This is a genomic window from Pseudodesulfovibrio sp., from assembly GCF_028692895.1.
Taxonomy (GTDB): Bacteria; Desulfobacterota; Desulfovibrionia; order Desulfovibrionales; family Desulfovibrionaceae; genus Pseudodesulfovibrio.
This window is the reverse complement of record NZ_JAQUWN010000035.1, coordinates 1-25645: the sequence shown is the minus strand read 5'-3', so window position 1 is coordinate 25645 and position 25645 is coordinate 1. Positions and strand designations below refer to the sequence as shown.

28 protein-coding genes and 1 pseudogene are annotated in these 25645 nt (G+C 64.0%); 6 read left to right on the top strand and 23 right to left on the bottom strand.

Annotation, left to right across the window (positions count from 1 at the left end):
• The first annotated feature begins 52 nt into the window (after positions 1-52).
• The 4 genes from PHP91_RS10185 to PHP91_RS10170 all read left to right on the top strand — a co-directional run bounded on the left by PHP91_RS10185 (position 53) and on the right by PHP91_RS10170 (position 2314).
• Positions 53-631 (top strand): TetR/AcrR family transcriptional regulator, encoded by a 579-nt coding sequence (locus PHP91_RS10185; RefSeq protein WP_300140169.1) that lies wholly within the window; start codon positions 53-55, stop codon positions 629-631.
• 90 nt (positions 632-721) lie between these two features.
• Complete coding sequence (locus tag PHP91_RS10180; protein ID WP_300140167.1) at positions 722-1237, top strand: hypothetical protein; 516 nt, start codon at positions 722-724, stop codon at positions 1235-1237.
• A 116-nt stretch (positions 1238-1353) separates the two neighbouring features.
• Complete coding sequence (locus PHP91_RS10175; protein WP_300140165.1) at positions 1354-1692, top strand: hypothetical protein; 339 nt, start codon at positions 1354-1356, stop codon at positions 1690-1692.
• A 4-nt stretch (positions 1693-1696) separates the two neighbouring features.
• The gene (locus PHP91_RS10170; RefSeq protein ID WP_300140163.1) at positions 1697-2314 is read left to right on the top strand and encodes a DUF2238 domain-containing protein; all 618 of its coding nucleotides are present in this window, start codon (positions 1697-1699) and stop codon (positions 2312-2314) included.
• A 235-nt stretch (positions 2315-2549) separates the two neighbouring features.
• Here the strand turns inward: PHP91_RS10170 and PHP91_RS10165 are convergent, their stop codons facing one another.
• The 6 genes from PHP91_RS10165 to aroL all read right to left on the bottom strand — a co-directional run bounded on the left by PHP91_RS10165 (position 2550) and on the right by aroL (position 8380).
• Positions 2550-3299: an SGNH hydrolase domain-containing protein gene (locus PHP91_RS10165; protein ID WP_300140161.1), complete on the bottom strand. Its 750-nt coding sequence runs from the start codon at positions 3297-3299 to the stop codon at positions 2550-2552.
• A complete protein-coding gene (locus PHP91_RS10160) occupies positions 3281-4480 on the bottom strand; it encodes an acyltransferase (protein ID WP_300140159.1) in 1200 nt (399 codons plus the stop codon). The genes PHP91_RS10165 and PHP91_RS10160 overlap by 19 nt, the downstream gene beginning before the upstream one ends.
• Before the next feature lie 169 nt (positions 4481-4649).
• The gene (gene aroC / locus PHP91_RS10155) at positions 4650-5714 is read right to left on the bottom strand and encodes a chorismate synthase (RefSeq protein ID WP_300140157.1); all 1065 of its coding nucleotides are present in this window, start codon (positions 5712-5714) and stop codon (positions 4650-4652) included.
• Positions 5715-5722: 8 nt separating this feature from the next.
• Positions 5723-6382, bottom strand: coding sequence for a TrkA family potassium uptake protein (locus PHP91_RS10150; RefSeq protein WP_300140155.1), 660 nt, complete (start codon positions 6380-6382; stop codon positions 5723-5725).
• A 15-nt stretch (positions 6383-6397) separates the two neighbouring features.
• Positions 6398-7762, bottom strand: a complete 1365-nt coding sequence (locus PHP91_RS10145) for a potassium transporter TrkG (RefSeq protein ID WP_300140153.1) — start codon at positions 7760-7762, stop codon at positions 6398-6400.
• A gap of 87 nt (positions 7763-7849) precedes the next feature.
• Complete coding sequence (gene aroL / locus PHP91_RS10140) at positions 7850-8380, bottom strand: shikimate kinase AroL (protein WP_300140151.1); 531 nt, start codon at positions 8378-8380, stop codon at positions 7850-7852.
• A gap of 124 nt (positions 8381-8504) precedes the next feature.
• Between aroL and PHP91_RS10135 the strand changes: the two genes are divergently transcribed.
• On the top strand, positions 8505-9518 hold the full coding sequence (locus PHP91_RS10135; RefSeq protein WP_300140149.1) for a DUF933 domain-containing protein: 1014 nt from the start codon (positions 8505-8507) through the stop codon (positions 9516-9518).
• A gap of 79 nt (positions 9519-9597) precedes the next feature.
• Here PHP91_RS10135 and PHP91_RS10130 read toward each other — a convergent pair whose 3' ends face one another.
• The gene (locus PHP91_RS10130) at positions 9598-10797 is read right to left on the bottom strand and encodes an ABC transporter substrate-binding protein (RefSeq protein WP_300140124.1); all 1200 of its coding nucleotides are present in this window, start codon (positions 10795-10797) and stop codon (positions 9598-9600) included.
• A 114-nt stretch (positions 10798-10911) separates the two neighbouring features.
• Here PHP91_RS10130 and PHP91_RS10125 point away from each other — a divergent pair, with 114 nt between their 5' ends.
• Entirely contained in the window at positions 10912-11151 is a 240-nt protein-coding gene (locus PHP91_RS10125) for a ferredoxin (RefSeq protein ID WP_300140123.1), read from the top strand.
• A gap of 121 nt (positions 11152-11272) precedes the next feature.
• On the opposite strand, the gene PHP91_RS10120 is transcribed toward PHP91_RS10125, so the two are convergent.
• From PHP91_RS10120 to PHP91_RS10045, 16 genes and pseudogenes are all read right to left on the bottom strand, one after another.
• Complete coding sequence (locus PHP91_RS10120; RefSeq protein WP_300140121.1) at positions 11273-11845, bottom strand: type I restriction enzyme HsdR N-terminal domain-containing protein; 573 nt, start codon at positions 11843-11845, stop codon at positions 11273-11275.
• Between the two features lie 165 nt (positions 11846-12010).
• Positions 12011-13456, bottom strand: a complete 1446-nt coding sequence (locus PHP91_RS10115; RefSeq protein WP_300140119.1) for an NADH-quinone oxidoreductase subunit N — start codon at positions 13454-13456, stop codon at positions 12011-12013.
• Positions 13457-13468: 12 nt separating this feature from the next.
• Positions 13469-15001 carry an NADH-quinone oxidoreductase subunit M gene (locus tag PHP91_RS10110; protein ID WP_300140117.1) on the bottom strand — a complete coding sequence of 511 codons (1533 nt, stop codon included), beginning with the start codon at positions 14999-15001 and terminating at the stop codon, positions 13469-13471.
• A 26-nt stretch (positions 15002-15027) separates the two neighbouring features.
• Complete coding sequence (locus tag PHP91_RS10105; RefSeq protein ID WP_300140115.1) at positions 15028-16824, bottom strand: Na(+)/H(+) antiporter subunit D; 1797 nt, start codon at positions 16822-16824, stop codon at positions 15028-15030.
• Complete coding sequence (locus PHP91_RS10100) at positions 16814-17077, bottom strand: hypothetical protein (protein ID WP_300140113.1); 264 nt, start codon at positions 17075-17077, stop codon at positions 16814-16816. Before PHP91_RS10100 ends, PHP91_RS10105 begins: the two co-directional genes overlap by 11 nt.
• 10 nt (positions 17078-17087) lie before the next feature.
• The gene (locus tag PHP91_RS10095; RefSeq protein WP_300140112.1) at positions 17088-18635 is read right to left on the bottom strand and encodes a monovalent cation/H+ antiporter subunit D family protein; all 1548 of its coding nucleotides are present in this window, start codon (positions 18633-18635) and stop codon (positions 17088-17090) included.
• A 5-nt stretch (positions 18636-18640) separates the two neighbouring features.
• Positions 18641-18949: an NADH-quinone oxidoreductase subunit NuoK gene (gene nuoK / locus PHP91_RS10090; RefSeq protein ID WP_300140111.1), complete on the bottom strand. Its 309-nt coding sequence runs from the start codon at positions 18947-18949 to the stop codon at positions 18641-18643.
• Positions 18950-19459 carry an NADH-quinone oxidoreductase subunit J gene (locus tag PHP91_RS10085; RefSeq protein WP_300140109.1) on the bottom strand — a complete coding sequence of 170 codons (510 nt, stop codon included), beginning with the start codon at positions 19457-19459 and terminating at the stop codon, positions 18950-18952. It lies immediately after the preceding gene.
• A 3-nt stretch (positions 19460-19462) separates the two neighbouring features.
• Positions 19463-20053, bottom strand: a complete 591-nt coding sequence (locus tag PHP91_RS10080; RefSeq protein ID WP_300140107.1) for a 4Fe-4S binding protein — start codon at positions 20051-20053, stop codon at positions 19463-19465.
• Between the two features lie 12 nt (positions 20054-20065).
• A complete protein-coding gene (gene nuoH, locus PHP91_RS10075; protein ID WP_300140105.1) occupies positions 20066-21040 on the bottom strand; it encodes an NADH-quinone oxidoreductase subunit NuoH in 975 nt (324 codons plus the stop codon).
• A 9-nt stretch (positions 21041-21049) separates the two neighbouring features.
• Positions 21050-22222, bottom strand: a complete 1173-nt coding sequence (locus PHP91_RS10070; protein WP_300140104.1) for an NADH-quinone oxidoreductase subunit D — start codon at positions 22220-22222, stop codon at positions 21050-21052.
• Positions 22223-22261: 39 nt separating this feature from the next.
• Positions 22262-22789 (bottom strand): NADH-quinone oxidoreductase subunit C, encoded by a 528-nt coding sequence (locus PHP91_RS10065; RefSeq protein ID WP_300140102.1) that lies wholly within the window; start codon positions 22787-22789, stop codon positions 22262-22264.
• 4 nt (positions 22790-22793) lie between these two features.
• The gene (nuoB, locus tag PHP91_RS10060; RefSeq protein WP_300140100.1) at positions 22794-23339 is read right to left on the bottom strand and encodes an NADH-quinone oxidoreductase subunit NuoB; all 546 of its coding nucleotides are present in this window, start codon (positions 23337-23339) and stop codon (positions 22794-22796) included.
• A complete protein-coding gene (locus PHP91_RS10055) occupies positions 23318-23695 on the bottom strand; it encodes an NADH-quinone oxidoreductase subunit A (RefSeq protein WP_300140098.1) in 378 nt (125 codons plus the stop codon). The genes nuoB and PHP91_RS10055 overlap by 22 nt, the downstream gene beginning before the upstream one ends.
• Before the next feature lie 311 nt (positions 23696-24006).
• Complete coding sequence (locus PHP91_RS10050; RefSeq protein WP_300140096.1) at positions 24007-25347, bottom strand: diguanylate cyclase; 1341 nt, start codon at positions 25345-25347, stop codon at positions 24007-24009.
• Between the two features lie 23 nt (positions 25348-25370).
• Positions 25371-25645: pseudogene (locus tag PHP91_RS10045) on the bottom strand (2-phosphosulfolactate phosphatase); the annotation flags it as partial.

Genomic DNA, 25645 nt, shown 5'->3' with positions numbered 1-25645 from the left:
ACCGCTTGACACCTGATAGACGACCGGTCTATTTCCAGTCCACGGAGCATCCATGAGCGAAGACACCAGACAACGCATCCTCGAAGTGGGGGCCGAGCTGATCCACCAGCGCGGCTTCAACAACACCGGCCTCAAGGACATCCTCGAAGCCGCCGGCGTGCCCAAGGGGTCGTTCTACTTCTACTTCGCCAACAAGGAAGCGTTCGGCATCGAGATGGTGGACTACCTTTCCCAGCGCTTCGGCGAAATGGTGGGCCCCATCGTCCAGGACGAGTCCGTCGCGCCCCTGGAGCGGCTGCGCCGGTTCTTCATGGCCTTTCACGCCTATTTCGAGGCGCACGGCTTCACGCGCGGCTGTCCCATCGGCAACCTGGGCCAGGAGATGGGCGACCTGAGCGCCCCCTTCCGCGAGAAGCTCACCCGGTCTCTGGACGGGCTGGCCGGGGTGGTGGCCGACCTGCTGGCCAAGGCCCAGCGCGCGGGCGACGTCGAGCCCGACCTGGAGATTCGCGAGACGGCCATCTTCATCATCGAGGCCTGGCACGGGGCCATCATCCGCATGAAGGTCACCAAGACCCCGGAGCCGTTGGAAATCTTTTACAAACTCATTTTCGACAACGTGTTGAGATGACATCGCCGGACGGCCCGGCCTTCCGACGTTTTTTTGTACCCACATTGTAGACGACCGGTCTACTACAACCCGCATCCTTAGGAGGACGCCATGTTCCTGATCGATTACGCCACGCCGGAGAAAGCCACGGGGTCCGTGGCCGAGGTCTATGCCCTGTTCCCCAAAACGATCGCCGTGCCCGATCCCATCCAGCTCTACAGCGCCAGCCCGCGCTACCTGGGACACCAGATGGCCATCATGGGCGAATACATGAATGACGAAGCCTACGAGCCCGCCCTGCTGGCGGCCCTGCGCTACATCGGCGCGTCGGCCACCTGCTTCGGCTTCTGCACGGAGTTCAACCGGAACATGCTCGCGTCCATGGGGCTGAGCGCCGAGGAGATCGACGCCCTGCACACGGACCCGGCCAAGGCCTTCGACCCGCGCGAGGCCGCCCTGCTCGCCCTGGCGGCCAAGGCCGTGGCCGATCCCGACAAGGTGACGGCCCAGGACATCGACGCCGCCCGCGCCCAGGGCTGGACCGATCCGCAGATCTTCGAATGCGTGGCCTACACGGCCCAGATGCAAACGGTGGGGACCCTCTTCCGCACCTTTGCCGAAAAATAGTCCCTCGGGGCCGGGGACCGTCCTCCCCGGCCCCGCTTCCAGGGACTTGCCCATGTTTCTCCGGTGGGTTACACAACATGAACGCGACGAACCTTTTACCCGGAGAGGACGGAGACATGGCGCTCATTTTCGGCTCGCCCAAGAAACAGGCCCCGGCCAAGGACGACATCGGCAGCGACCACCGGCTGGCCATGGCCAGGGACATGTACATGGCCGGAAAGATGAAGCTCATGACCACCGAGGCCGTTCCCGGCCGCGAGATCCAGTCCGCCTTCGGCCTCATCGTCTGCCGCAGCTACAATTTCGACAACGCCTTCTACGGTCTCATGGCCCAGGCCGTGGACGTCAACGCCGACGCCATCGTCGGCTACCGCGAGACCATCGCCTTCCACCCCGAGGGCGACAAGTACTACTCCTGCTACGGCACGGCCGTGCGCATGAAGAAAATCAAGTAGCCCCGTGGCCGGTCCCCTGTCCCGATACTTCCCCCTCCTCCTGGCCGCCGGGTTTCTGATCCTGTGGGCCGCGCTGGCCGTCAACCCGGTCATGCGCGACGTCTGGTGGGCCGAGAACCTGCCGGTCATGGCCGTCTTCCTGCTCCTCGCGTGCACCTGTCCGCTGTTCCGTTTCTCCAACATGGCCTATGCGCTCATGGCCTGCTGGCTGGTGCTCCACACCATTGGCGGGCACTACACCTTCGCCAACGTCCCCTTTGATTTCGTGACCGACCTCTTCGGGTTCGAGCGCAACCACTTCGACCGGATCGGGCACTTCTCCATCGGCTTCTACGCCTTTCCCATCGTCGAACTGCTGACGCGCAAGGGACTGGCCAGACCGGTGGTGGCCTACCTGTTCGGCCTGTTCGCCATCATGGCCCTGGCCGCCGCCTACGATATCATCGAATGGTGGTACGCCGTGACGGCGGGCGGCGAGGCGGGCATCGAATTCCTCGGATCGCAGGGCGACATCTGGGACGCCCAGACCGACATGCTCTGCGACACCCTTGGGGCGATTACCGCCCTGATCCTCTTCGCCTTTTCCGGCATCCGCGCCGAGCGTTCCCGCTCACTGGCCTGACAGCCGCTACCGATAAAAAGAGGACGCCCCGGCGCAACGGTCTGCGCGGGGGCGTCCTTTTCCTGCGGCAACGCCGCGAACCGCCCGCCTTCCACCCCGAGGGCGACAAGTACTACTCCTGCCGCGGCGTGGCCGTGCGAATGAAGAAAATCAAGCAGCCTTCCGCCGATGCGACAAAAAACGCCCCGGCCTTCCATCTGGAAGGCCGGGGCGTTGCATTTCGCCATGCAGGATTTCACTCGGGCGACTGGCGCTCCCGAGCCATCGCCTCGAAGATGGGCAGAAAGACGGGCCGGATGTGGAAAGCCCCCTCCACGGAAAGATGATTGTCGTCAAAGTAGAGCAGCTTGTTTCCGGCGGTGAAATGCACCCGCCCGTCCTTGACGAAGAAATCCCTGGTGCTGAACACGTACAGGTTCGGAAGGCCCAGGTTCGCCACCACCTTGTCGAGTATCCGGTTGTGCGGCTCGGGCTTGGCGGCCTCCGTGTAATCCCTGATGACGCGCACCGCCACGATGGGATTGACGTCCGCGCGGGGCACCTGCTCCATCACCCAGACGTTTCTGCCGTCCGAGGCGAGCAGGGAAAGCAGCGCAGCCAGCTCCTTTTCGAAGACCATCGCGACCTTGTCCGGGGAAAGCTGTTCCCCCTGGTAAATGACCTTGCCGCCCGCCGCCAGTTCCCAGACCTGGTCCATGCGGGCTACGCAGATGATGTTCTTGATCTTGTTCTCGGTCAGATACGCTTCCAGCAACCGCCGCATGTCCGAAACGTCCTCGTCGCTCGTCTCACGGGTCATTCCCAGGAACGGCATCAGCCCTTCCCAGTTGAGGATGCCGGCCATGTCGAACTGGCAGGCCAGGTCGTCCACCACAGGGGCGACGGATTGGGCATGGCTGTTGCCGATGAGCAGGAAGGATACGGGTTTGTCCTTCGCGCCCAGTCGCGCGGCGTCGTTCGGCTCCTTCAGCGAAGTCCCCTGCATGAATCGCTGCTCGAAGGTATAGGGCTGCTGCCGAACACATGCAGGGCGTTCACCAGCCCGATGCCGACCAGAAGGATGAAGAGCGGGGCCAGCCGCTTGATGCACGGCAGCCAGTTCTTGATGCGCCTAAACGGCGTCTCCACGTATTTCCAGGAAAAAAACGCCAGCACGTAGGAAAGGACGCACAGGCCGATGCGCACGGCGGTGGAGCTCAGCCCCGGATACTTGACCTCCATCATGACCGAGAGGGAGACCAGCGGCCAATGCCAGAGATACCAGGAGTAGGAAACGTTGCCGGTGAGGCGCATGGGGCGCGAGGTGAACAGCCGCCCCACCAGGGTCGCCTCGTTGGTGAAGAGCAGGAACAGCGCGGCGCCCGACGTCACCACGAGCGACTTTTCCGCTATGCGGGTCGTCTCGTGAAAATTGAAGAAGCCGTAGAGCATCACGGCCACGCCGACGACGGACAGGAGCTCGTTCATCCAGCGGTGCGGCAGCCGGGTCAGCATGCGGCGGCGAAGGATGAGCGAAACCAGGACGCCGATCAGCAATTCCCACATCCGGGTGGGGAGCATGTAGAAGATGAAATCCCGGCCCACCAGGTCGGCCCCGTACCGGCAGAGGGCGAAAGAGAGAACGGCCATGCATGAAAAGACCGCCAGATACCGCTTGCGGCGGCCGACTTCGCCCGGCGCGCGGGACAGCCAGTAGAGCAGCAGCGGGATGATCAGGTAGAACTGCTCCTCCACGCCGAGGGACCATGTGTGCAGCAGCGGCTCGGCCCAGGCGTCCAGCGAAAAATACCCCGCCTTTTGCCAAAAGAAGATGTTGGAGGCCGAAAAGAGCGTCGCCAGCAGCGACTGCCCGAAGTGCGGGAACGGGCTCTGGACCTCCCCCACGAAGAGCGCGAACAGAACGTAGGTGGCCAGGCAGACGACGAGCAGCGCGGGCAGGATGCGCCGGGTGCGCCGCAGGTAGAAGTTCGAGATGGAGAGCGTGCCGGTCCGGTCCACCTCGGCGAAAAGCAGGGAGGAAATCAGGTAGCCCGAGATGACGAAGAAAACGTCGACCCCGTAGAAACCGCCGGTCACGGAAAGGAAATCAAAATGGAACAGGACGACCGCCAGAACCGACAAGGCTCGCAGTCCGTCAATTTCACCCCGGTATTGTATCAGCTTCAAGAAAAGTCCTTCTAAAACGAATGAAAAACGACGTTGAGACTGCAATTTTTCAGGCAGCGCGTCAAGTGGGCCAACCGACGGAAGCCGACCGCTCCCGTCACGAGAACATGTGACGATCCGGCATGTTGCGACGCACCCTGCCGGGCATGGCGGGGTTGCGCCATGCCGGTCAGTCGCGCACGCCGAGCCTACGGTCGACGAGCAGCAGATCGGCGATGGTCAGGGCCGCCATGGCCTTGAGCACCGGGTTGATGCGCGGGATGGCCGCGATGTCGTGCCTGCCGCCCACGGTGATGGTGGCGGCCTGGCCCGAGGTGGTCACGGTCCGCTGCTCCTGGGAGATGGACGGGATGGGCTTGACGTAGGCCCGGACCACGATGTCCTGGCCCGAGGTGATGCCGCCCAGAATGCCGCCCGCGTTGTTGGACTCGAAGCCGTCCGGGCCGATGGGATCGTTGTTCAGGCTGCCCAGCGAGCAGGCCGCCTGCACGCCGGAGCCGATCTCCACGCCCTTGACCGCGCCCACGGACATCAGGGCATAGGCCAGCCGGGCGTCCATCTTGTCGAAGACCGGCTCGCCGAGCCCGGCTGGCACCGAGGTGGCGCGGATCTCGACCACGCCGCCCAGGGTGTCGCCCTGACCCTTCACTTCCTTGATGCGCTCCTCCCACTTGGCCGGGGCGTCCGGGTCGGGGCTGAAATAGGGCCGGTCCTGCGCGCCCTCGAAATCCACCACGTCGGCAGGGATGCCGCCCAGCTCCACGGTGTAGGCGTAGACGGCGATGCCCTCCCGGCGCAGCAGCTCCTGGGCGATGGCCCCGCCCGCCACGCGGGACACGGTCTCGCGCCCGGAGGAGCGGCCGCCGCCGCGATAGTCGCGCAGGCCGAACTTGGCGTTGAAGGTGAAATCCGCGTGGCCGGGCCGGAACACGTCCTTGATCCTGGAGTAGTCCCTGGACCGCTGGTCCGTGTTCTCGATGACGAAGCCGATGGGCGTACCCGTTGTCACCCCCTCGAACACGCCGGAGAGGAGGCGGACCGCGTCCGGCTCCTTGCGCGCCGTGGAGGCCAGTCCGCCCTGTCCCGGGCGGCGGCGGTCCAGCTCGCGCTGGATCAGGGACTCGTCCAGCTCGATGCCGGGCGGGCAGCCGTCCACCACCCCGCCCAGCGCGGGGCCGTGGGACTCGCCGAAGGTGGTCAGCCGGAACAGGGCGCCGAAGGTGTTGCCGCTCATGGCCTCTCCTAGAATTTGTCGATCTTCATGACGTCTGACGTCTTGCCGATAAGGACCATGACGTCTCCTTCCTCGAAGGGCCGGTTGGCCTCGGGAACGAAGGAGAACTGGGCCTCGCCGCTCTTGCGGTAGGCCACGACCTGGACGTGGTACTCGTTGGTCAGGTTCAGGTCGCGCAGGGTCTTGCCCGCCCACTTGCCGATGAGGACCTCGCGGGTGACCACGTCCTGGCCCATGCCGAAATAGTCCTGGATGCCGGGCGTGGCCAGCCGGTGGGCCAACTGGAAAGCCACGAAGGCCTCGGGAAAGACCACGTAGGGCACGCCGATCTTGTAGAGCACCCGCTCGTGCTCCTCGCTGATGGCCTTGACCCAGATCTTCTCCACGCCCAGGGCCTGGAGGTTGAGCACGCAAAGGATGGAGGCCTCCATGGACTCGCCGGTGGAGACCACCACGCGGTCGAGCTCCTTGATGCCGACCTGCTCCAGCGCCTTCTCGTCCGTGGCGTCCGCCTGATAGACGTGGGACAGCTTGTCCTGGGCCCGGCGGATGTGCTCCGGGTCGAGGTCCACGCCGACCACGTCGTGACCAAGGTTGGTCAGGGCCGAGCCCAGCGAGAAGCCGAACTTCCCGAGCCCGATGATGCCTATTTCATTTTTCTTCGCCATGTGTTTCTCCGAAATTTAGCCCAGGGGCAGATCGGCCTTGGGCAACTGGTAGCGGCGCTCGGCCTGCCAACTGTGCAGGGCGGAAAGCAGCCAGATGGGTCCCAGCCGGCCCACGAACATGAGGACGATGATCATGCTCTTCTCAGCCCCGTTGAGTTGGGTGGTCAGCCCGGTGGACAGCCCCACCGTGCCGAAGGCGGAGATGACCTCGAACATGTTGGTCATGAATTTTTCCCGGCCCATGAGGTAGGCGTCGCCCGCGCTCTCCAGCGAGGTCAGGACCATGGTGCCCAGGCCGACCAGGAGCACGGCCAGGGTGCACAGGGCGATGACCTTGTTCAGTGCCTCCTGGCTGAGGGCGAAGCGGCCCACCGGCACTTGGGAAAGGCCCCGGAACTGGGCCACCACGAACCCGCCCAGGGCGCGGAAGGTGGTGGTCTTGATGCCGCCCGCGCAGGAGCCCGGCGAGCCGCCCACGAACATGAGCCCCATCATGAAAGCCAGGGAGACGTTGGTCATGGAGGCTATGTCCACGGTGTTGAACCCGGCGGTGCGACAGGTCACGGACTGGAAGAGCGCGGTCAGCAGCCGCTCGCGCAGCGGTCCCGTGGCGTTGCCCGCCGCACTCTCGGCGCAGAAGATGACCACGGTCCCGGCCACTACCAGGAACAGGGACATCCTCAACACGATGGAGGTGTGCCAGCTCAGGATGTGGCCGCCCTGGCGCAGCCGCTCGCGGCGCAGCACCACCCGCTTGGCCAGGGAGGCGCATTCGTTGAGGACGTAGAACCCGAGCCCCCCCGCGGTGATGAGCAGCATGAAGACCAGGTTGACGCCCACGTTGCCGCTCCAGCGGGTCAGGCTGTCCGGAAACAGGGCGAACCCCGCGTTGCAGAAGGCCGAGATGGAGTGGAACACCGCCGAATAGGGCGCAAACCCCACCGGGTCCAGGAGCCACAGGGCCAGGGCCCCGAGCCCCTCCATCAGCAGCGTGCCGACCACCACCCGGATCAGGAACTTGACCAGGCTGAACGACGGATCGCGCAGCAGGCTCTGGCCCACTGCGATGCGGTCGCTCAGGGAGACGTGCTTGCCAAGCAGGTGGATGAACAGGGTGGTGAAGGTCATGATGCCGAGCCCGCCCACCTGGATCAGCACCAGGATGACGTTCTGGCCCAGCAGGGAAAAATAGGAGCCCGTGTCCACCACAGCCAGGCCGGTGACGCACATGGCCGACGTGGCGGTGAAAAGGGCGTCGAGAAAGGAGAGCGGCCCGCCCGGATGGCTGATGCCCAGGCGCAGGAGCAGCGCGCCCGCCATGATGGTTCCGGCGAAGAACCAGACCGGCATCCAATATGGTGACAAAACTTTCGTTCGCATGGACATCTCCGGCAACGGAAGCCGGGCCCGTCAAAAGCCCGCGCGGCCGCCGCCGATCCCCGTTTATAAGCCTCTTGGCCCAACCTGTCAAAAATGCATGGAAAACGGCTTGAGGGCGTCCAGTGCGGCCCCCACCACCTCGGCCAGGGGGGCCTCCGCCAGCACGATGTCGGCGCACGCCTCGTAGAGCGGGGCGCGCTCGGCCAGGACCTCGCGAACCTCGTCCACGATCCCCTTGCCGGTCAACGACGGGCGCTGCGCCTCGTTGGGATCGCGCATCAGCCGCGCGGCCAGGGTTTCGGGCTCGGTCCTGAGGTAGACCACTACCCCGCCGGAGAGCACGGACCGGTTCTCCGCGCGCAGGACGATGCCGCCGCCGCAGCCCACCACGCGCAGCGGCCCGGCCGCCAGGCGGGCCAGGACCCCGGCCTCGCGGTCGCGAAAGGCGTCCCAGCCGCGGGCGGCCACGTAGTCGGCTATCTCCATGCCCACGTCGCGGGCCAGCTCGTGGTCGGTATCCACGAAGTCGAGCCCCAGGCGGTCGGCCAGAGCGCGGCCCACGCTGGTCTTGCCGCAGGCTCGCGGGCCGATCAGATAAATGGCGCGGGGAACTTCCATGCCCGACACACTAGAGGAAAACCGGACGGCCTTCAACGACGAAGACGCGCCCGCTCCTTTGCAATCGCGCCGTTTGCTGCTAGGACGGATGCCAAACGCGAATCCAATCCACGGGGGAACGCATATGAAGACCGCCATTTTCGGATTTTCCGGCTCCGGCAAGACCGACCTTTTCGCCGCCCTGGCGGGCCCCACCGCCGCCGCGGCGGGCAACCGCGCCATGGTCAAGGTGCCCGACGCCCGGCTCGACCCGCTGATCGAACTCTTCCACCCCAGGAAGGTCGTCTTAAGCGAGATCGAATACCTGGACATCCCCGGCGGCGGAGGCAAGGGCAACGGCCTGGGCGAGCGCGTGCTCAACGAGGTCCGTCCTTACGACTGCCTCATCGGCGTGCTCGACGCCTTCTCCGGCATGAACGACCCGAAACAGCAGTGGCAGGCCATCGAGGCCGACATGATGGTCTCGGACATGGCCGTCATCGAAAAGCGGCTGGAAAAGATCGGCGCGGACAAGAACAAGAACAAGGCCCTGATCGACCCCAAGGAGGAGGAAGGCCTGAGGCGCGCTCTGGCGCTGCTCGAAACGGAAAAGCCCCTGCGCGAAGACGAGGAGCTCTCCGCCCTGCCCGAGCTGCGCGGCTTCAAGTTTCTCTCGGCGCGGCCCGTCCTCTACGTCTGGAACTGCCCGGAAGGCGAGGAGGCGTCCGTGGAGCTGCCCGGCGACACCCCCGGCATGACCCACATCGCCGTGGCCGCCAAGCTGGAGCGCGAGCTGGCCGAGGTGGACGATCCCGAAGAAAAGGCCATGTTCCTCCAGGACCTGGGCATCGCCGAATCCGCCCTGGAGAAGGTCATCGCCAAGACCTACCAGTTGCTCGGCCTCATCTCCTTCCTCACGGCGGGCGAGGACGAATGCCGCGCCTGGCCCCTGCGCAAGGGGTCCAAGGCCCCCCAGGCCGCGGGCGTGATCCACACCGACTTCGAAAAGGGCTTCATCCGCGCCGAAGTCATCGGCTACGCGGACTTCCTCCAGTACGGCGACTTCAAGAAGGTCAAGGACGCGGGCCGCGCCCGGCTGGAAGGCAAGGAATACGTAGTCCAGGACGGCGACATCATCGAGTTCCGCTTCAACGTCTAGCCCGCGACGTGCCCACGGACGGCAACGGGGCCGGAGCGCATTCCTGCGCTCCGGCCCCGTTTTCACACCGAAAATCCGACTACTTTCCGACGTTCGCGGCCCAGCCCGCGTCAAGGGCGCTGCCGTACTCCGGGACCATCTCCGGCACCACTTCCTTGCGCAGCTTGCCGAAGGGCAGCGAGCCCGGCCCCAGGTCCACGGCTGCGAAACCGTCCCACTCCGCCCTGTTCAGGGCGTCCGGGTCAACGGCCGGGCAGTCGCCGCCGTTGGCGGGCAGGAACTTGGAGAGCTGCGCCTCGGGCGAGAGCAGGAAGTTGGCCACAACCAGGGCCCCGGCCTTGTTCAGCGCGTTCTTCGGAACGGCCATGAAGTGCATGTTGCCGAGCATCCCCCCGGCCAGGAGAAAGACGCCCACCCCGGCCCTGCCGTCGGCCGTCGGATAGGGCGAGCCGTAGTGCGCCGCGATGTCGATGTCACCCTTGTCGAAGAGGGCCTCCAGTTCGCGGGAGTTCGCCGGATAACGGGCGCCATTCTCCCACAGGCAGGGACGAATCTGGTTCAGGAAGGCCCATACCTTGGGCGAGGTCTGGGCGAAGATGTTCTTGTCCCACTGGGTCAGCCGGGTCTTGGGGCCGCCAGCCACGGTGCACAGAATCTGGCGCACGAAGGCCGAGCCCGTGAAGTCCGGCGGGGCCGGATAGGCGAACCGGCCGGGATGGGCCTTGATCCAGTCCGTCAGCGCCAGCAGGGTCACGGGCGGATTGGGCACGCGGTCCACGGCGTAGCGGAAGGTGAACTGGCTCCACCCCAGCGGAATCTCATACCCCTCCACGGGGGTCCCGAAATCGTAGGCCGCCAGCCGCTTGTTCACGTAGCGGACGTAGTTGGGCAGCTTTTCGGCCACCGGGCCGAAGAGGACCCCGGCCGCCTTGGCCCGGCGGAAGGCGTCGCCCATAAGGCAAAAGAGCTCGATGTCGCCGCCCTTGCCGCTTCCCTTCTCCTCCGCCAGCCGGGCCACCACCACTTCCGGCCCGATGGGCACGCGAACCAGCGAGATGCCGTAGCGCCGCTTGACCTGCTCCGCAAGGTAGCCGTCAATCCAGCCGTTGATGCGCGCATTCGAGCCGTCGATGTACAGCCGGACCAGCCCGCCCCTAGCTGCGGCCTCGATCTTGCCCCAGTCCTCGGACAGGATGGTGTCCCCACCCGAACATCCGGCCAGGCAGACCGCCGCCATCAGGCAGGCGGACGCCAGCAACGAAAAACAGAACCTGCGCATAACCAACCCCTTATGCATGAAGATGATGCAGACACGTTAACGCAATCTCCCGCTCCCGCCAACCCGTCGCGTTTTGCCCTTGCCATCAATAGGAATCATTCCTATATTACTGTCATGAGCAACACGACACAGAACAACAAGTACCGCGAGGTCGCCATCGAACTGGGCGGCTGCCGTGGCTGTCAGGGGTGCATCGATCTGAATCCCGGTGTTTTCGAGTGGGACGAGGCGCTGGACATGCCCTGCGTCCGACGCTCCAAGGTCACCGAGGACGAGGTGCGGGACATCATGAACACCTGCCCCGAGGGATGCATCGTGTTCGTGGATGAACCGGGGGAAGCGACCGACTCGTGACCGCGCGGCCGGGTCGTCTCCTAGGCCTTCGGGCGGGGGACGGCCCGGCCCCAACGTTCGCGCAGCTATCGAAAGGATCGCGCAACCGCGCGTTTCATCATTGTTGTCAATCCTGAATAAATCACTTTTTCTTCGGCATGGGCGGCAGGGAGCAGGACTCGCTGCAACAGGCGCCGTAAATGAAGCCGCAGTAGGTGTGGAAGACGCGGGTCTGCTTCTCGCGCTGCTCGTCGGTCAGGGGCTTGATCTCGGCCTCGGCGACCATGTCGTTCAGGCGGTCCCAGTGCGGCACGGCGTTCATGCCGTGGGCCACGGCCTCGCCGGTGCGCACGTCCAGCAGCGAGGCCTCCATGGTGTCGGTTACCAGTGCGTAGGCAACGGGCCCGCCCTCGATGAGCCGCCCGGCGCAGACCGTCTCCCGCTCGAAGGACATGACATCCCCGGCGCAGAAGAGGATGATGAAGATGGGCCTGCCCGCGCCGTCCTGGATCACGTAGTCGACGGGCCGCTCGAAATCCTCCCCGTCCACGCAATACCTGATCGGCACCTTGGCTCTGATCCGCTCCTTGGGGTAGCCCAGCTCCTCCACCAGCAGCCTAGCCAGCAGTTGCCGGAACTCCTCGAAGGTGGTCTCGTCGATCTCGTCGCCGGTCAGGTAATCCCGGAGCGTCCCGCCCAAACTCGATTCATGCATACCCTTCCCTCCAGTATCCATTTACGATAATCCCCCGCCTCCCCCAAGGCAACCCATGCCCTTCCCTCTTCCTTTCTCGCCATCGCCCGCCCTGGCCCGGAAGACGGCGCAAAAAAAGGGCGGAAGCGTCAGCTTCCGCCCTTCCGGTTGTCGGTTGGCCTTCGCCTAGTGGCCGGTGGCCACGATGCCGAAGAGGCTGTTGCCCGCGGCGATGGCGAAGTTGAACAGGGGGGCCGGGAGGATGCCGATGACGAGCACGGTGGCGGCGAGCATGCCCGCGCCCACCGAGGCGTACCAACTGGTATCCGGGTCCGGGGTCAGTTCCGGGGTCGCGTCTTCGGTGAAGGCGTGCCGGAACAGGCTCAGATAGTAGTAGATGGCGATGGCCGAGTTCACCACCAGCGTGATGACCAGCCAGTTGTAGCCGTGGTCCCAGGCCGAGGTGATCAGGAAGAACTTGCCCATGAAGCCCATGGTCGGCGGCAGGCCGACCAGGGCGAAGGCGCCGGCGGCCAGCGAGAAGGCCAGGACCGGGGCTTTCTTGTAGAGCCCGTTCAGATCGCTCAGCAGGAGGTTCCGGCCGTCCACCGCGATGCGGCTGACGATCCAGAAGACCAGCAGGTTCATGACCAGGTAGGCCAGGGCGTAGAAGGCGGCCGCGGCCAACCCTTCGGGCGTGCCGCTGACCAGGCCTACCATGATGTAGCCCGCATGGGCCACGGAGGAGAACCCGAGCAGCCGCTTGATGTCCTTCTGGGCCAGGGCCGCCAGGTTGCCGTAGGTCATGGAGCAGGCGCCCAGGACCGCGAGCAGCGTGGTGACTTCCAGGCCGGGCTTGATGAAGGCGGCCATGCGGACCAGGATGATGACCGCGCCCATCTTGGGCAGGGTGGCCACGAAGGCGGCGGTCTCGTTGCTCGCCCCCTGGTACACGTCGGGGCACCAGAAGTGGAACGGGAAGAGCGCCAGCTTGAAGAACATGCCGCCCAGGAAGAGGCACAGGCCCGCAACCGCCATGGGGTTGTCGGCGAAGTGCCAGTTCTTGGTGGCGAGTTCCGCGATGAAGGTCGTGTGCTGGCTGGCCATGATGTAGGACAGGCCGTACAGCGACAGGGCCGTGGCCACCGCGCCGAACATGATGTACTTGAGGCCGGCCTCGGCCGCGCCCTTGCTCTTGGCCCTGAGCGGAATGGTCGCGTACAGGGAGTAGGACGCCAGCTCCAGGGCCAGGTAGATGGTCACCAGCTCCACGCAGGAGGAGAGGATCATCAGGCCCAGGGTGGAGAAGCCGAGCATCATGTAGTAGTCGGACCGCTTGCCCTCGTCCAGGGTGGACTGGCGGGCGGCGTTGATGGAGGTCACGAAGAAGCCGAAGGCGATGGCGATCTTGAAGAACTGGGACATCATGTCAACCTTGTAGACATCCCAGAACATGGTCCCGTGCAGGCCGAAGCCCGCGATGGTGACGAAGAAGCCGAGGCCTGCCCCGAAGGGAATCCACTTTTCGACCAGGGGTTTCCACTCCCGGCTCCCCAGGCTTTGGATCATCAGGGCGATGACCAGGCAGAGGTAGTAGAACTCCGGGACGATGAGCGAGAGATTGAAGTTCACGTCTCAGCCCCCCTATTGCTTGACCGCGACGGCCCGGAACAGGTCGCCTGCGGCGGTTTGCATCGGCTGCTCGGTTTCGAGGTGCGCGACCTTGCGCTTCTCGAAATCGCCCAGCAGGTTCTTGATGGACGGGTCGATGATGTTGAAGAACGGCGCAGGCGCCAGGCCGATCCAGAGCACGAACACGGCCGGAACGGTCAGGTAGACCCATTCGCGCGCGTTCAGGTCGCGCCAGGCCTTGGCCGTGGAGGGCTTGCCCCAGGCCATCTTGAGCGACACGCGGAACATGTAGGCGGCGGCCAGGAGCGCGCCGGGCACCAGCAGGAAGCCCAGGATGGTGGACTGCTGGAACGCGCCGACGAACACCAGGATTTCACCCACGAACCCGTTGGTGCCGGGGAAGCCGAACGAGGCCAGGGCCATGAATCCCCAGAAGAACATGAAGGCGGGCAGATACTTGCCGAGCCCCATGTTCTTGGCGATGTCGCGGCTGTGGCTCCGCTCGTAGACCGCGCCGATCATCATGAAGAGCGCGCCCGTGACGATGCCGTGGTTGAGCATCTGGAAGAGCGCGCCTTCGACGCCGCGCTGGTTGAACAGGAAGATGCCCAGCGTGACGAAGCCCATGTGGCCCACCGAGGAGTAGGCCACCAGTTTCTTAATGTCCGTCTGGCCCAGCGCAATGGCTCCGCCGTAGAGGATGGAGGCGATGGAGATCGCGATCATCATCGGGGCGAAGTACTCGCTGGCGGCCGGGGTCAGCGGCAGGCAGAAGCGCAGGAAACCGTAGGTTCCCATCTTCAGCAGCACGGCCGCCAGGATGACGGAACCGGCCGAAGGCGCCTGCACGTGGGCCGCGGGCAGCCAGGTGTGGAACGGGAACATGGGCACCTTGATGGCGAAGGCGAGAGCCATGGCCAGGAAGGCCCAGAACTGGAAGCGGAAGCTGAAGTTCTGCTGCATCAGGTCCGGGATGGAGAAGGTGCCGCCCGTGATCCGGAAGGCCACGATGGCCGCCAGGAGCAGGGTCGAACCCGCAAGGGTGTACAGGAAGAACTTGATGGACGCGTACTTGCGGTCATCGCCGCCCCAGACCGCGATAAGCAGGTACATGGGGATGAGCATGGCTTCCCAGAACACGTAGAACAGGACCAGGTCCAGGGCGCAGAACACGCCGAGCACGGCGGAGGTCATGAAAAGCAGGCAGAAGTGGAACTCCTTGACCCGCTTTCCGATGTAGGTCCAGGAACACATGACGCAAAGGGGCAGCACCGCCAGGGTCAGCCAGACCATGAGGATGCTTATGCCGTCCACGCCAAGGTAGTACTGGAGCCCCCACTGATGGACCCAGTCGATTTTCTCGACGAACTGGAAGTCGGCGTTGGGCGTGTAGCCAAACAGCGGCACGGCCAGCAGCAACTCGACGATGGACACCGCGAAGGTGAACATCCTGACCACCTGCGGCGAGCGCAGGAAGAACAGACCGCACGCCGCAAAGACGGGGAATGCGATCAACAGTGTGAGTACCGGATATCCGAAGTTCAAAACAGATTCTCCTTAGATTGTCCGGCTTAGCCGAAGTACCATACCAGGGCGTAGATGCCCAAACCCAGAACGGCGGCAAACGCCAGGTAGTCCTGCAACTGGGCGGTCTGGGCCTTGGCCCCCACCCTGCCGAGATACCTGACGGTGTACGCGCTTCCGTCCACCACGGTGTCGATTCCCTTCTTGTCGAACACGCTCGTGCCGTCGCCCATGGCGATCAGGGCGCGAAGGCCGCCGGTGCGGTAGACCTCGGTCCAGACGTCATCGACCTTGGAGATCGGCCAGCACACGGCGCGCATGGTGACGCTGCCGATAAGCCGGTAGAACCAGTCGAAGTCCAGGTTGAGGAAGGCGTGCGGCTTGATGACCTCACGGGTCAGGTAGAAGGCCAGGCCGGAGAAGCCGAGCAGCAGACCCGAGTTGAGCACCTTGTCGATGGTCCAGGGATGGAAGGCTTCCTCGGCGTGGAACGGGAGGAACTGGTAGAGCATGTGGGGATAGACGCCCTGGGCGATACAGAGCATGCCGCACAGCGCCATGCCGATGTACATGTTCATGGGCAGCGGCTTGACCTCGCCCTTGTATTCGGACTTTCCGCCCCAGAAGGCGAAGTACGGCAGCTTGATGCCCACCGAGATGAACGTGCCGACCGCCGCGATTTCCATGCCCAGGGCCAGGATGGTCCGGTGCGCTTCGGCGGCGCCCGCGATGGTCATGGTCTTGGAGATGAAGCCGTTGAACAGCGGCATGCCCGAGATGGACAGGGCCGCGACCATGTACCAGACCATGACCCACGGCAGCTTGGTGGCCAGGCCGCCGAGCTTGTCCAGCTTGGCCGTGCCCACGGAGTACAGGATGGCGCCGGTGCCCATGAAGAGCAACCCCTTATAGAGGATATGGGCATAGGCATGGGCCACCGCGCCGTTGAGCGTCATGGCCGTTCCGATGCCGATGCCCGCCACCATGTAACCCACCTGGGAGACGATGTGGTAGGAGAGGATGCGCCGCGCGTTGTTCTCAATGCACGCGTAGAGCACGCCGAAGACCGCCATGATCGTTCCGGCCACGGCCAGGATTTCCCATCCGGCGAAGCCGCGCGCCAGGACGTAGACCGCGGTCTTGGTGGTGAAGGCGCACATGTACACCGCACCGGCCACGGACGCCCTGGGGTAGGCGTCGGGCAGCCAGGCGTGCAGGGGCACGACGGCCGCGTTGACGCAGAAGCCGGTCAGGATCAGCCAGTCGTAGTACTGGGCCTGGGTCGGGTCCACGCCGACGAAGGCGAAGGAGCCGGTGGCCTTGTACTTGAGCAGCAGGCCGCCCAGCAGGAACAGGCCGCCCACCGTATGGTACAGGAAGTAGCGGAAGCCCGCGCCGACCGATTCCTTGGTCCTTGCCTGCCAGATCAGGAACGTCGAGCCGATGCTCATCAGTTCCCAGAACAGGAAGACCGTCAGCAGGTCGCCCGCGAACACGCAGCCGAAGCCGCCCGCCACGTAGAGGGAGGCGCACACGTAGTGGCCCTTTTCCTCGACGTGCATGCCGTAGATGGCGCCGATGGTTGCGATGATGGCGAAGACCTGGCCGAAGACGATGGACAGCTTGTCCACCCGGCCGAAGACCAGGGCCTGGTCCAGGTAGTGCAGGGCCCCGTAGGTGCCCGGCACCGCCGTGAAGATGCCGTAGAGGGCGACCAGCGGCGCGACCAGGGCGAGAGCGCCCCTGAACGCCTTGACCTTCCACACCTCCTGCGGAACCAGCGGGACCAGAACGGCCAGCGTCAGGAAGGCGATGGAGGGATGGATGAAGCAGCTAGTCTCCATAGTAGTCCTCCCCGCGCTTGATGAACGGCTGAACGATTTTCTTCATGATGATGACCATGGCCAGGCCGACGACGAGACCGAACACGGCGAAGAAGCCGGGAGTCTCGTCCAGGTGCCAGAAGTGACCGTGGTGGGAATGGAAGAATACGTTGAGCACCACCATCGCCGCGAGCACGGCGAAGAAGATGATCCTCCAGGTCTTCCAGTTTTCTCTCCATTTGGCGAGGATCTCGCCCAATCCTTGTTGACTCATATCATCCCCCCTAGAACTTGCCCAAGATGTTGACGAAGTTCAGGAATGTCTGCGGATACAGACCCAGGAACACGGAGACGGCCGCCGTAAAGCAGAGCGGCACGACCATGGTCATGGATGCCTCGTTGTACTGGCCGATGTTCGCCTCGGGTTTCGGCTTGCGGAAAAAGGCGCGATACGTGATGGGCACGAAGTAGCCCGCGTTGAGCGCCGTGGAAAGCAGCAGGGCCACCAGGATGCCGATGTGCCCGCTGTCGAGGGTGCCGTTGACCAGATACCACTTGGAGACGAATCCGCAGACCGGCGGCATGCCGATCATGGAGAGGGACGCGATACCGAAGGCCCCGAAGGTCCACGGCATCCGGCGGCCCAGGCCGTCCATCTGGCTGATGCTCCGCAGGCCGGTGGCGACGAAGATCGCACCGGCGGCCATGAAGAGCGTGATCTTGGAGAAGGCGTGGTGGGCGATGTGCATCACGCCGCCCTGCACCGCCGAGTCCACCAGCATGGTCACGCCGACCACGACGTAGGAGAGCTGGGCGACCGTGGAATAGGCGAGCCGCGCCTTGATGTCGTCCTTGGTCAGGGCGATGAACGAGGCCACCACCAGGGTGAACGTGGCGACATACGCCGTGCTCATCCCGAGGCTGGTGTCGCCCAGGAAGGTGCCAGGCGAGCCGATGTACAACTGGCTCAGGGTCAGGAACGAGGCTGTCTTGGTGCCGAAGGCCGAGAGCACGATGCGGCTGACGCAGAAGACGCCCGCCTTGACGACCGCCACCGCGTGCAGCAAGGCCGAGACCGGGGTGGGCGCCACCATGGCCGAGGGCAGCCAGTTGTGGAACGGCATGAGCGCCGCCTTGCCGATGCCCAGGATGTACAGCCAGTAGGTCAGCGCCACCAGGTGCGGATGTTCGGCCACCACCTGGGCGGAGAACATGCCGTTCACGATGTCGGACAGGTGGAAGTCCAGGTTGCCGACCAGCACGTAGGTCAGGACCATGGCGGGCAGCAGGAACAGCTTGGACGTACCCATCAAGTAGACGATGTACTTGCGCGCCCCGACCTTCGCCTCGGCGTCCTCGTGGTGGTAGACCAGAGGATACGTGAACACGGTGATGACCTCGTAGAAGAGGTACAGGGTGAACACGTTGGCGGACAGGGCCACGCCCACGGCGCCGAAGATGGCCACCGCGAAGCAGACGTAGTAGCGGGTCTGGGCGTGCTCGTGAAGCCCGCGCATGTACCCGACGTTGTAGCTGGTCACGAAGAACCAGAGGAACGGCGCGATCAGGCCGAAGACCATGGACAGGCCGTCGGCGGCGAAGGCGATGCTTATGCCCGGCATGATGGTGGTCACATGATAGTACCACACCTCGCCGCGCAGCACGGCCGGGGCCATGTAGAGCACGCTTGCGAAGGTAAGGGCGGCGGCCACGAAGCTGATGGCCTCCCGCCGGTTTTCATCTTTTCGACAGAGCCAGATAAAGAGCGGCGCAATCAGCGTGATCACCACCGGCAGCAGTATCCTGGCAGAGACTATGGTCACTCCATCCATGGCGGCTACTCCTTCAGGGTGGTGATGTCACTGGTTTTGGCGGAACCGAACCGCCGGGCCACGACCACGACGATGGCCAGCACGAGCGTCGCCTCGGCCGCAGCGAGCCCCATGACGAACAGGGTGCCGAGCTGGCCGAGGATCGCGCTGAAGTCCGTGAGCTGGGCGGCCGCCACGATGGACAGGCCCGCGCCGTTGAGCATCAGCTCCACGCAGATCAACATGCCGACGAGGCTTCTCCGCTGGGTCAGGCCGAAGAGGCCCGCGCACAGCAGGATCAGCGCGACGATTTGATACAGAGTCAGGGCGCTCATCTATTTCTTCCCCCGCTTTTCCCAGGTCAGGAGCACGGCGCCGGACATGGCGACCATGAGGATGACCGAGATGAGTTCAAAGGGCAGGAAGTACGAGCCAAGAAGCCCGCCGCCCAATTGCTTGATGGTGACTTCGACGGGCACGGCCACGGACGCCACCGGCCGGGTCAGGACCAGCCACCCGAGGATGGCCGCCGGGGCGATGGTGGCCGCCAGGCCGAACACGTAGGTCTTCATGGGTGCGCTCCCGGCCTCGTCGCCCCCCTGCTCGGCCCGCGTGAGCATGACCGCGAAGAAGATGAGGACCGAAACGGCGCCCACGTAGATGAGCAGTTGCATGAACGCCATGAACGGCGTGGCCAGCAGCAGGTACATGCCCGCCACCCCGATGAGGGTGGTGATCAGGCCGACCAGGGCGCGGACCAGGCTGGAGCTGGAGACCGCGACCACACAGCCGCCCAATATGATGAGCGTATAGACGCTGAATGCGATTTTTGCCAAAACTTCCATTCCTTAAGCCTCCTTCTCCGCCGGGGCGGAAGCCTCGGACTTGGGAGCGTGAGCGGGCGCGGAGACCTCCGCGGCCTGCCCCTTCAGCCTGGCGAGGAGATCAATCTTCATCTCGGCCCTGCTGGTGGCGACCCAGTAGATGTTGTTGGAGAACCGGAGCGACTTGGCGGGACAGTTCTCGATACACGTGCCGCACAGGCTGCACTTGGTGTAATCGTAAATGAACTTGGCCGGGTTCTTGGGAGCCTTGGGTTTTTCGACCTTTTCTCCCGCCTCCTCGGCGGCCTTCCAGGCGGCTTCCTGGTCCGCGGTGGGCTTGGGGGCCTTGGACTTGACGACCGTCAGGCACCCGCTCGGGCAGTTGGTCACGCACATCATGCAGGAGATGCACTTGGGCGTGGCCGGATCCTTGGGCTTGCCGATCAGTTCGACGTGTCCGCCGTAGGTGGACAGGTTTTCGCTGTCGATGACCTCGCGCGGGTAGTGGACCGTGATCAGGGGCTTGCAGAAGTACTTGCCCGTGATCTTGAGGCCCACAATCAGGGACCAGCAGTCGATGATCGGCTGTATGACGTGTTTTCTGAAGGTATTCATAATGCTACACCTCTACAGCTTCAGGATCAGCGCCGTGGCCAGCAGGTTGAACGTGGCCAGCGGCAACAGCCATTTCCAGTTGATGTTCAGGAGCTGGTCGAACCGCACGCGGGGGTAGGTCCAGCGCACCCAGACCATGAAGGACAGCAGGGCGAAGGTCTTGAGGAGCATCCACCACCAGCCGTCCACGCCCGGGAACGGACCGTGATAGCCGCCCAGGAACAGGACCGAGCATACGGAGCACATGACGACCATGTATCCATATTCCGCCATGAAGAAGAGACCGAATCCCATGGAGGAGTACTCCGTGTGGAAACCGGCGGTCAGCTCCGACTCGGCCTCGGCCAGGTCGAAGGGGGCGCGGTTGGTCTCGCCGAACATGGCCACCAGGAAGATCAGGAAGGCCAGGGGCTGCTTCCAGATGAACCAGTTGCCGATGTGTCCGGCCTGCATGTTGGTGATCTCGGTCAGGCTCAGCGTGCCGGTCATGAAGGTCACGGCCAGGACGACCAGGAGCAGCGGGATCTCGTAGGCCACGGTCTGGGACACGGCTCGGGCCGCGCCCAGCAGGCCCCATTTGTTGTTGGAGGACCAGCCAGCCAGCAGCACGGCCAGACCGTTGAAGCTGGAGAACGCCAGGATCAGCAGCAGGCCGAGGTTGACGTCCATGCCCGTCAGCACCGGGCCGTACGGGATGGGCAGGAAGAGCAGCAGCACCGGCAGCATGGACAGGATAGGGGCCAGCCAGTAGAGGATGGCGTCCGCGTTGTCCGGGGTGAGGAGCTGCTTGCCCATGAGTTTCAGGCCGTCGATAAGCGGCTGCAACGCGCCGTGGGGGCCGACCTCGAAGGGGCCGGGCCGACGCTGGATGTGCCCCGCGAACTTGCGCTCGCAGTAGACCCAGACCAGGGCGTTGATGCCGAGCCAGATCATGGCCGCGACGGCGGCGACGATCAGGACTAACAGTTGTTGTACGAATGCGCTCATTGCTCCACCCTACCTGTCGATTTCCGGAATGATGAGGTCCAGGCTGCCCAGGATGGCCACGGCGTCCGCGATGAGCGTGCCGGTCGCCGCCTCGGCGAAGGCGCTCAGGTTCGAGAACCCGGGCGCGCGCAGCTTGACGCGGTACGGCGTCTTGGAGCCGTCCGAGACCACATACACGCCGACCTTGCCGCGGCCGCCCTCGACGCAGAAGTAGGCCTCGCCCACGGGGGGCTTCATGGCCGGCTTGGGCGCCTTGTCCACAATGTAGCCGCCCTGCGCGCTCGGGAGCATCTCGATGGCCTGCTCGATGATGCGCATGGACTGCTCCATCTCCGCCACGCGAACCAGGTAGCGTCCGGCCGAGCAGGCGCTGGTCTGGGTCGGGATCTCGAAGTCGAACCGGTCGTAGACCGAGTAGGGTTCAGCGCGGCGCACGTCGTAGGCGACGCCCGCCCCGCGCAGGACCGGACCGGTGCAGCCGTAGCGGCGGCACATGTCCTGGTCGATGATCCCGATATCCTCGATGCGACGCCTCAGGATCAGGTTGTCCGTAACCAGGTCCTTGTACATGGGCAGCCGCTTGCGGAAGTGCGGGATGAACGCCTTGATCATCTCGATGCACTTGTCGTCGACGTCCATCTGGAGCCCGCCGACGCGGAAGTTGGAGTAGGTGAGCCTGGAGGCCGTGGGCCGCTGCAGGATGTCCAGCAGCATTTCGCGGTCGTCGAACGCGTACATGATCGGCGTGAACGCCCCCAGGTCGAGGATGTAGGCCCCCCACCACAGCAGGTGGGAGGTGAGACGGTTGAGCTCGGTCATGATGACCCGGAGCAGCTCCGCCCGTTCGGGCACCTCGATGCCCATCAGTTTTTCCACGGCGCCGCAGTAGGCCCAGTTCCAGGCCATGGGATGACCGTAGTCGACGCGCCCCATATTGGGGATGAACCCTCCCCAGGTCTGGGTCTCGCCCATTTTTTCATGCATGCGGTGCAGGTAGCCCAGCACGGGCTCGGCCCGGACGACGTATTCGCCGTCCAGCTCCACAACGATCCGGAGCACGCCGTGGGTCGACGGGTGCTGCGGGCCCATGTTGAGGATCAGGGTGCCGTCCCGCTTCCCGGCCTCGAACTTCTGGGTGTAGAAATCACCCTTCATCTGTTCTGAATTCTGGTAAGCCGACATAACTTCTCAGTCCTTGTATGACCGACCGGTCGCCCCGGCCTACGCTTCGGAGGCCTCCCCGGCCTCCGCTTCCGCAAACAACTCCTCGATGGCCTTGGTGCAGGAAACCACCTCCCCCAGGTTCAGCAGCGTCTTGATGGACGCGCGGACCTTGTCGGACTTGACGAGGGGGAAGAGGTCCGCGGTCTCCACGGGCATGAGCAACGGCACGAGGTTCGGATTGCCCTCGAACCGGACGCCGTGGAAGTCGCGGGTTTCCCGCTCGTGCCACTCCGCCCCTTGGAAGATACCCGCAATGGAGGGCACGACGGGGTTGTTCTTCGGGACGAGGACGCGAAGCACCACGCGCTCGTCCACCAACCACCGGTTGAAGTGATAGAGGACCAGAAATCCCTCTTCGAAATCCAGGGCGAAGATGTCTTCGAGGGAGTATTCCGCCTCGTAGAGCTTCCCCGCCGCCTTGACCACCTGCCCCGGAGCCAGGAAGACGGACCAGACATGTCCGGTCGTCCCTTTGTCCTGCCTGGCCACGCACTGGGTCTGAACGCCTTCGAGCGCTTTCAGCATAGGCCTAGCCCTCCACTTCGGCGGCCACGGGCCACCAGCGCTTTCCGGTGATGAGCCGCTGCAACTGGAAGAAGCCTTCGAGCAGCCCTTCCGGCCTGGGCGGACAGCCCGGCACGTACACGTCGACGGGGATGAGCGTGTCCACGCCCTCGATGACGTTGTAGTTGTCCTTGATCTTGAAGGGCCCGCCGGAGATGGCGCAGTTGCCCATCGCGATGACCCACTTGGGGCCGGGCATCTGCTCGTAGAGGCGCACCACCGAGGGGGCCATCTTCTTGGTGACGGTGCCCGCGACGATCATGACGTCCGACTGGCGGGGCGAGGGCCGGAAGACCTCCGCGCCGAAGCGGGCCATGTCGAACCGCGCCATGCCCGTGGCCATCATCTCGATGGCGCAGCAGGCAAGGCCGAAGGTCATGGGCCACAGGGACATGGATCGACAGACGTCGAAAATGTCCTGCGCCAGCTTCATGTTGACCAGGGGCGGGTCCATGTAGTTCCCGCTTTTGGTCAACAGGTCCCTTTGCACTACTGAATCCTGCGCGGCCATGTGAACACCCCTTTCGCCCAAAAATAAATGACGGAGAGAATAAGGAAGAACAGGAAGATGAATACCTTTACGAAGGAAACCCAGCCCTCGGCGTCAACATACGCCGTGGAAACCGGGAACAGGTAAAGGACATCCACGTCGAAGGCGAGGAAGATCAGGGCGTAGATGTAGAACGACACCCCCCACCTCGACCAGGAACTGCCGTAGGGGACCATGCCGCACTCGTACGGCATCCCTATGTCCCCCCCCCTTGATTGGGGCGCCAGCAGCATAGCCAGGATGATCGGCCCGACAGCGAAAAGCAGTCCGGCGAGCAAAAACAGAACGATCGCAAAATGCAGCCAGTTGAAAACCATACCCAGTCCTTTTGGCAGTAAATTTGCTTGAAACCCAAACCAATACTTTATTTCCAAGGTTATCGATTCACATGCCCTTAATGAAGGGGTAAGTCAAGTACATAGCCCTTTTTTTCGCAAAGTGTCGGCCGTCTAAGCACCCCATTTTTTTGACTCTGAGCCGTTTCTGGAAAAAGTCCAGAGAATCGGCTGGACGGGCTCCCGCAAGGGACGCCAAGGCTCCCCGGCGCTCGCACGACTTTTTTACAGCGGGAAAAAACGCCCCGTGCAGGCACGGGGCGCCATGGCCCTATTGACGAGTTGAATTTGAGCTATTTGGGAGCGCCGCAGTCGCGGAAGGTGCCCACGTTCTGGTGGCAGTTCTTCTTGGCGCCGTACATGGCCGCGTCGGCCCGGCTGACCAGGGTCACGCCGTCCTTGCCGTCATCGGGGAAGTAGCTGATGCCGATGGTTGCCCCCACCCGGATCTGCTTGTTCTGGATGGAGAAAGGCTCCTCCAGCACGGCGATCAAATTGCGGGCCACGATCAGGGCCCCCTCCTCGTTCTCCACATCGGCAAGGAGGACGCCGAACTCGTCGCCGCCGAGTCGGGCCAGGGTGTCGGCCTCGCGAATGCGCTTCTGCAGCCGCCCGGCCACCATGCACAGGAGATCGTCACCCGCCTGGTGCCCCAGGGTGTCGTTGACCTCCTTGAAATCGTTGAGGTCCACGAAAAGCACGGCGGGCCGGGAGCCGTACCGCTTGGCGGCGGCCACGGCCAGCTCCAGCCGGTCGAAAAAGATGTGGCGGTTGGGCACTCCTGTCAGACTGTCCATGGTGGCCAGGTGCTTGAGCTCGAACTCGCTGTGCTTGCGTTTGGTGATGTCCTCGAGCACGCCCTCCACGTATTCCCGGCCGTCCTCGCCCATCCGGACCAGCCGGGAGCTCTCGGAACACCAGATGATCTCGCCGCTCTTGCGCCGGGCGCGGAACTCGAAATTGGCCACAAAGCCGTCCCGTCGGAGCAGTTCGACGTAGGTCCGGCGCTCGTCCGCGTCCACCATGAGCGCCTCGCGAAGATTCTCGATCCCGGCCATCTCCTCCGCGCTGTCGTAGCCGAAGAGCCGGACCATGGCCGGGTTGGCCTCCATGAGCATACCGTCCAGGGAGGACTGGAAGATGCCCTCCACGGCGCGCTCGAAGATGGAGCGGTACTTTTCCTCGGCCAGGCGCAGGGCCTGCTCGGTCTTTTTGCGCTGTTCGATCTCGCGCCGCAGGAGGACCTGCTGCTTGTTGATCTTGAGGAAGGCCTGGACCTTGCTCTTGAGCAGCATGACGTCCACAGGCCGGAAAAGGTAGTCCACGGCCCCGGTCTCGTAGCCCTGCCGGACGTTATCCTCATCCTGGAATATGGCGGTGACGAAGATGATCGGGACGTGCCGGCCCCGGTCCTGCTCCTTGATGCGCAGGGCCGTGTCGTAGCCGTTCATTCCCGGCATTTGGATGTCCAGGAGGATCAGGGCGAAATCGTTGTTCCGGACCATTTCCACGGCCTCGATGCCGCTCCTGGCCTGAACCACCTCGCACCCCTCCTGGGCCAGCATGTGGTCGAGCAGGGTCAGGTTGGTCTGCGAATCGTCTACGATGAGGACTTGCTGCTTGCGATGGCTCATGGCTCCATCCTTGCGAAAAAAAATCAGGATTTTTCGACCGTTATCTTTTCAAGCCGCACAATTCCCCCGTCCGCGCTCGCGGCCCGGAGCACGAAGTCGAAGGCGTTCAGGTTCATGCACAACTCGAAATCCCGTTCCGGAGCATAGTCCTTGGTCTCGTCGAAGAACTTCTCGGCGCTGTCCACCCCGGCCAGAAACTTGCGCAGGGTCTCGAAGCTGTTTGGGTACCCGTCCAACTCATTCTTTATATACATGGCGCACATCATGTCTTCCTGCGCGCGCATGACTCCGGCCGTGC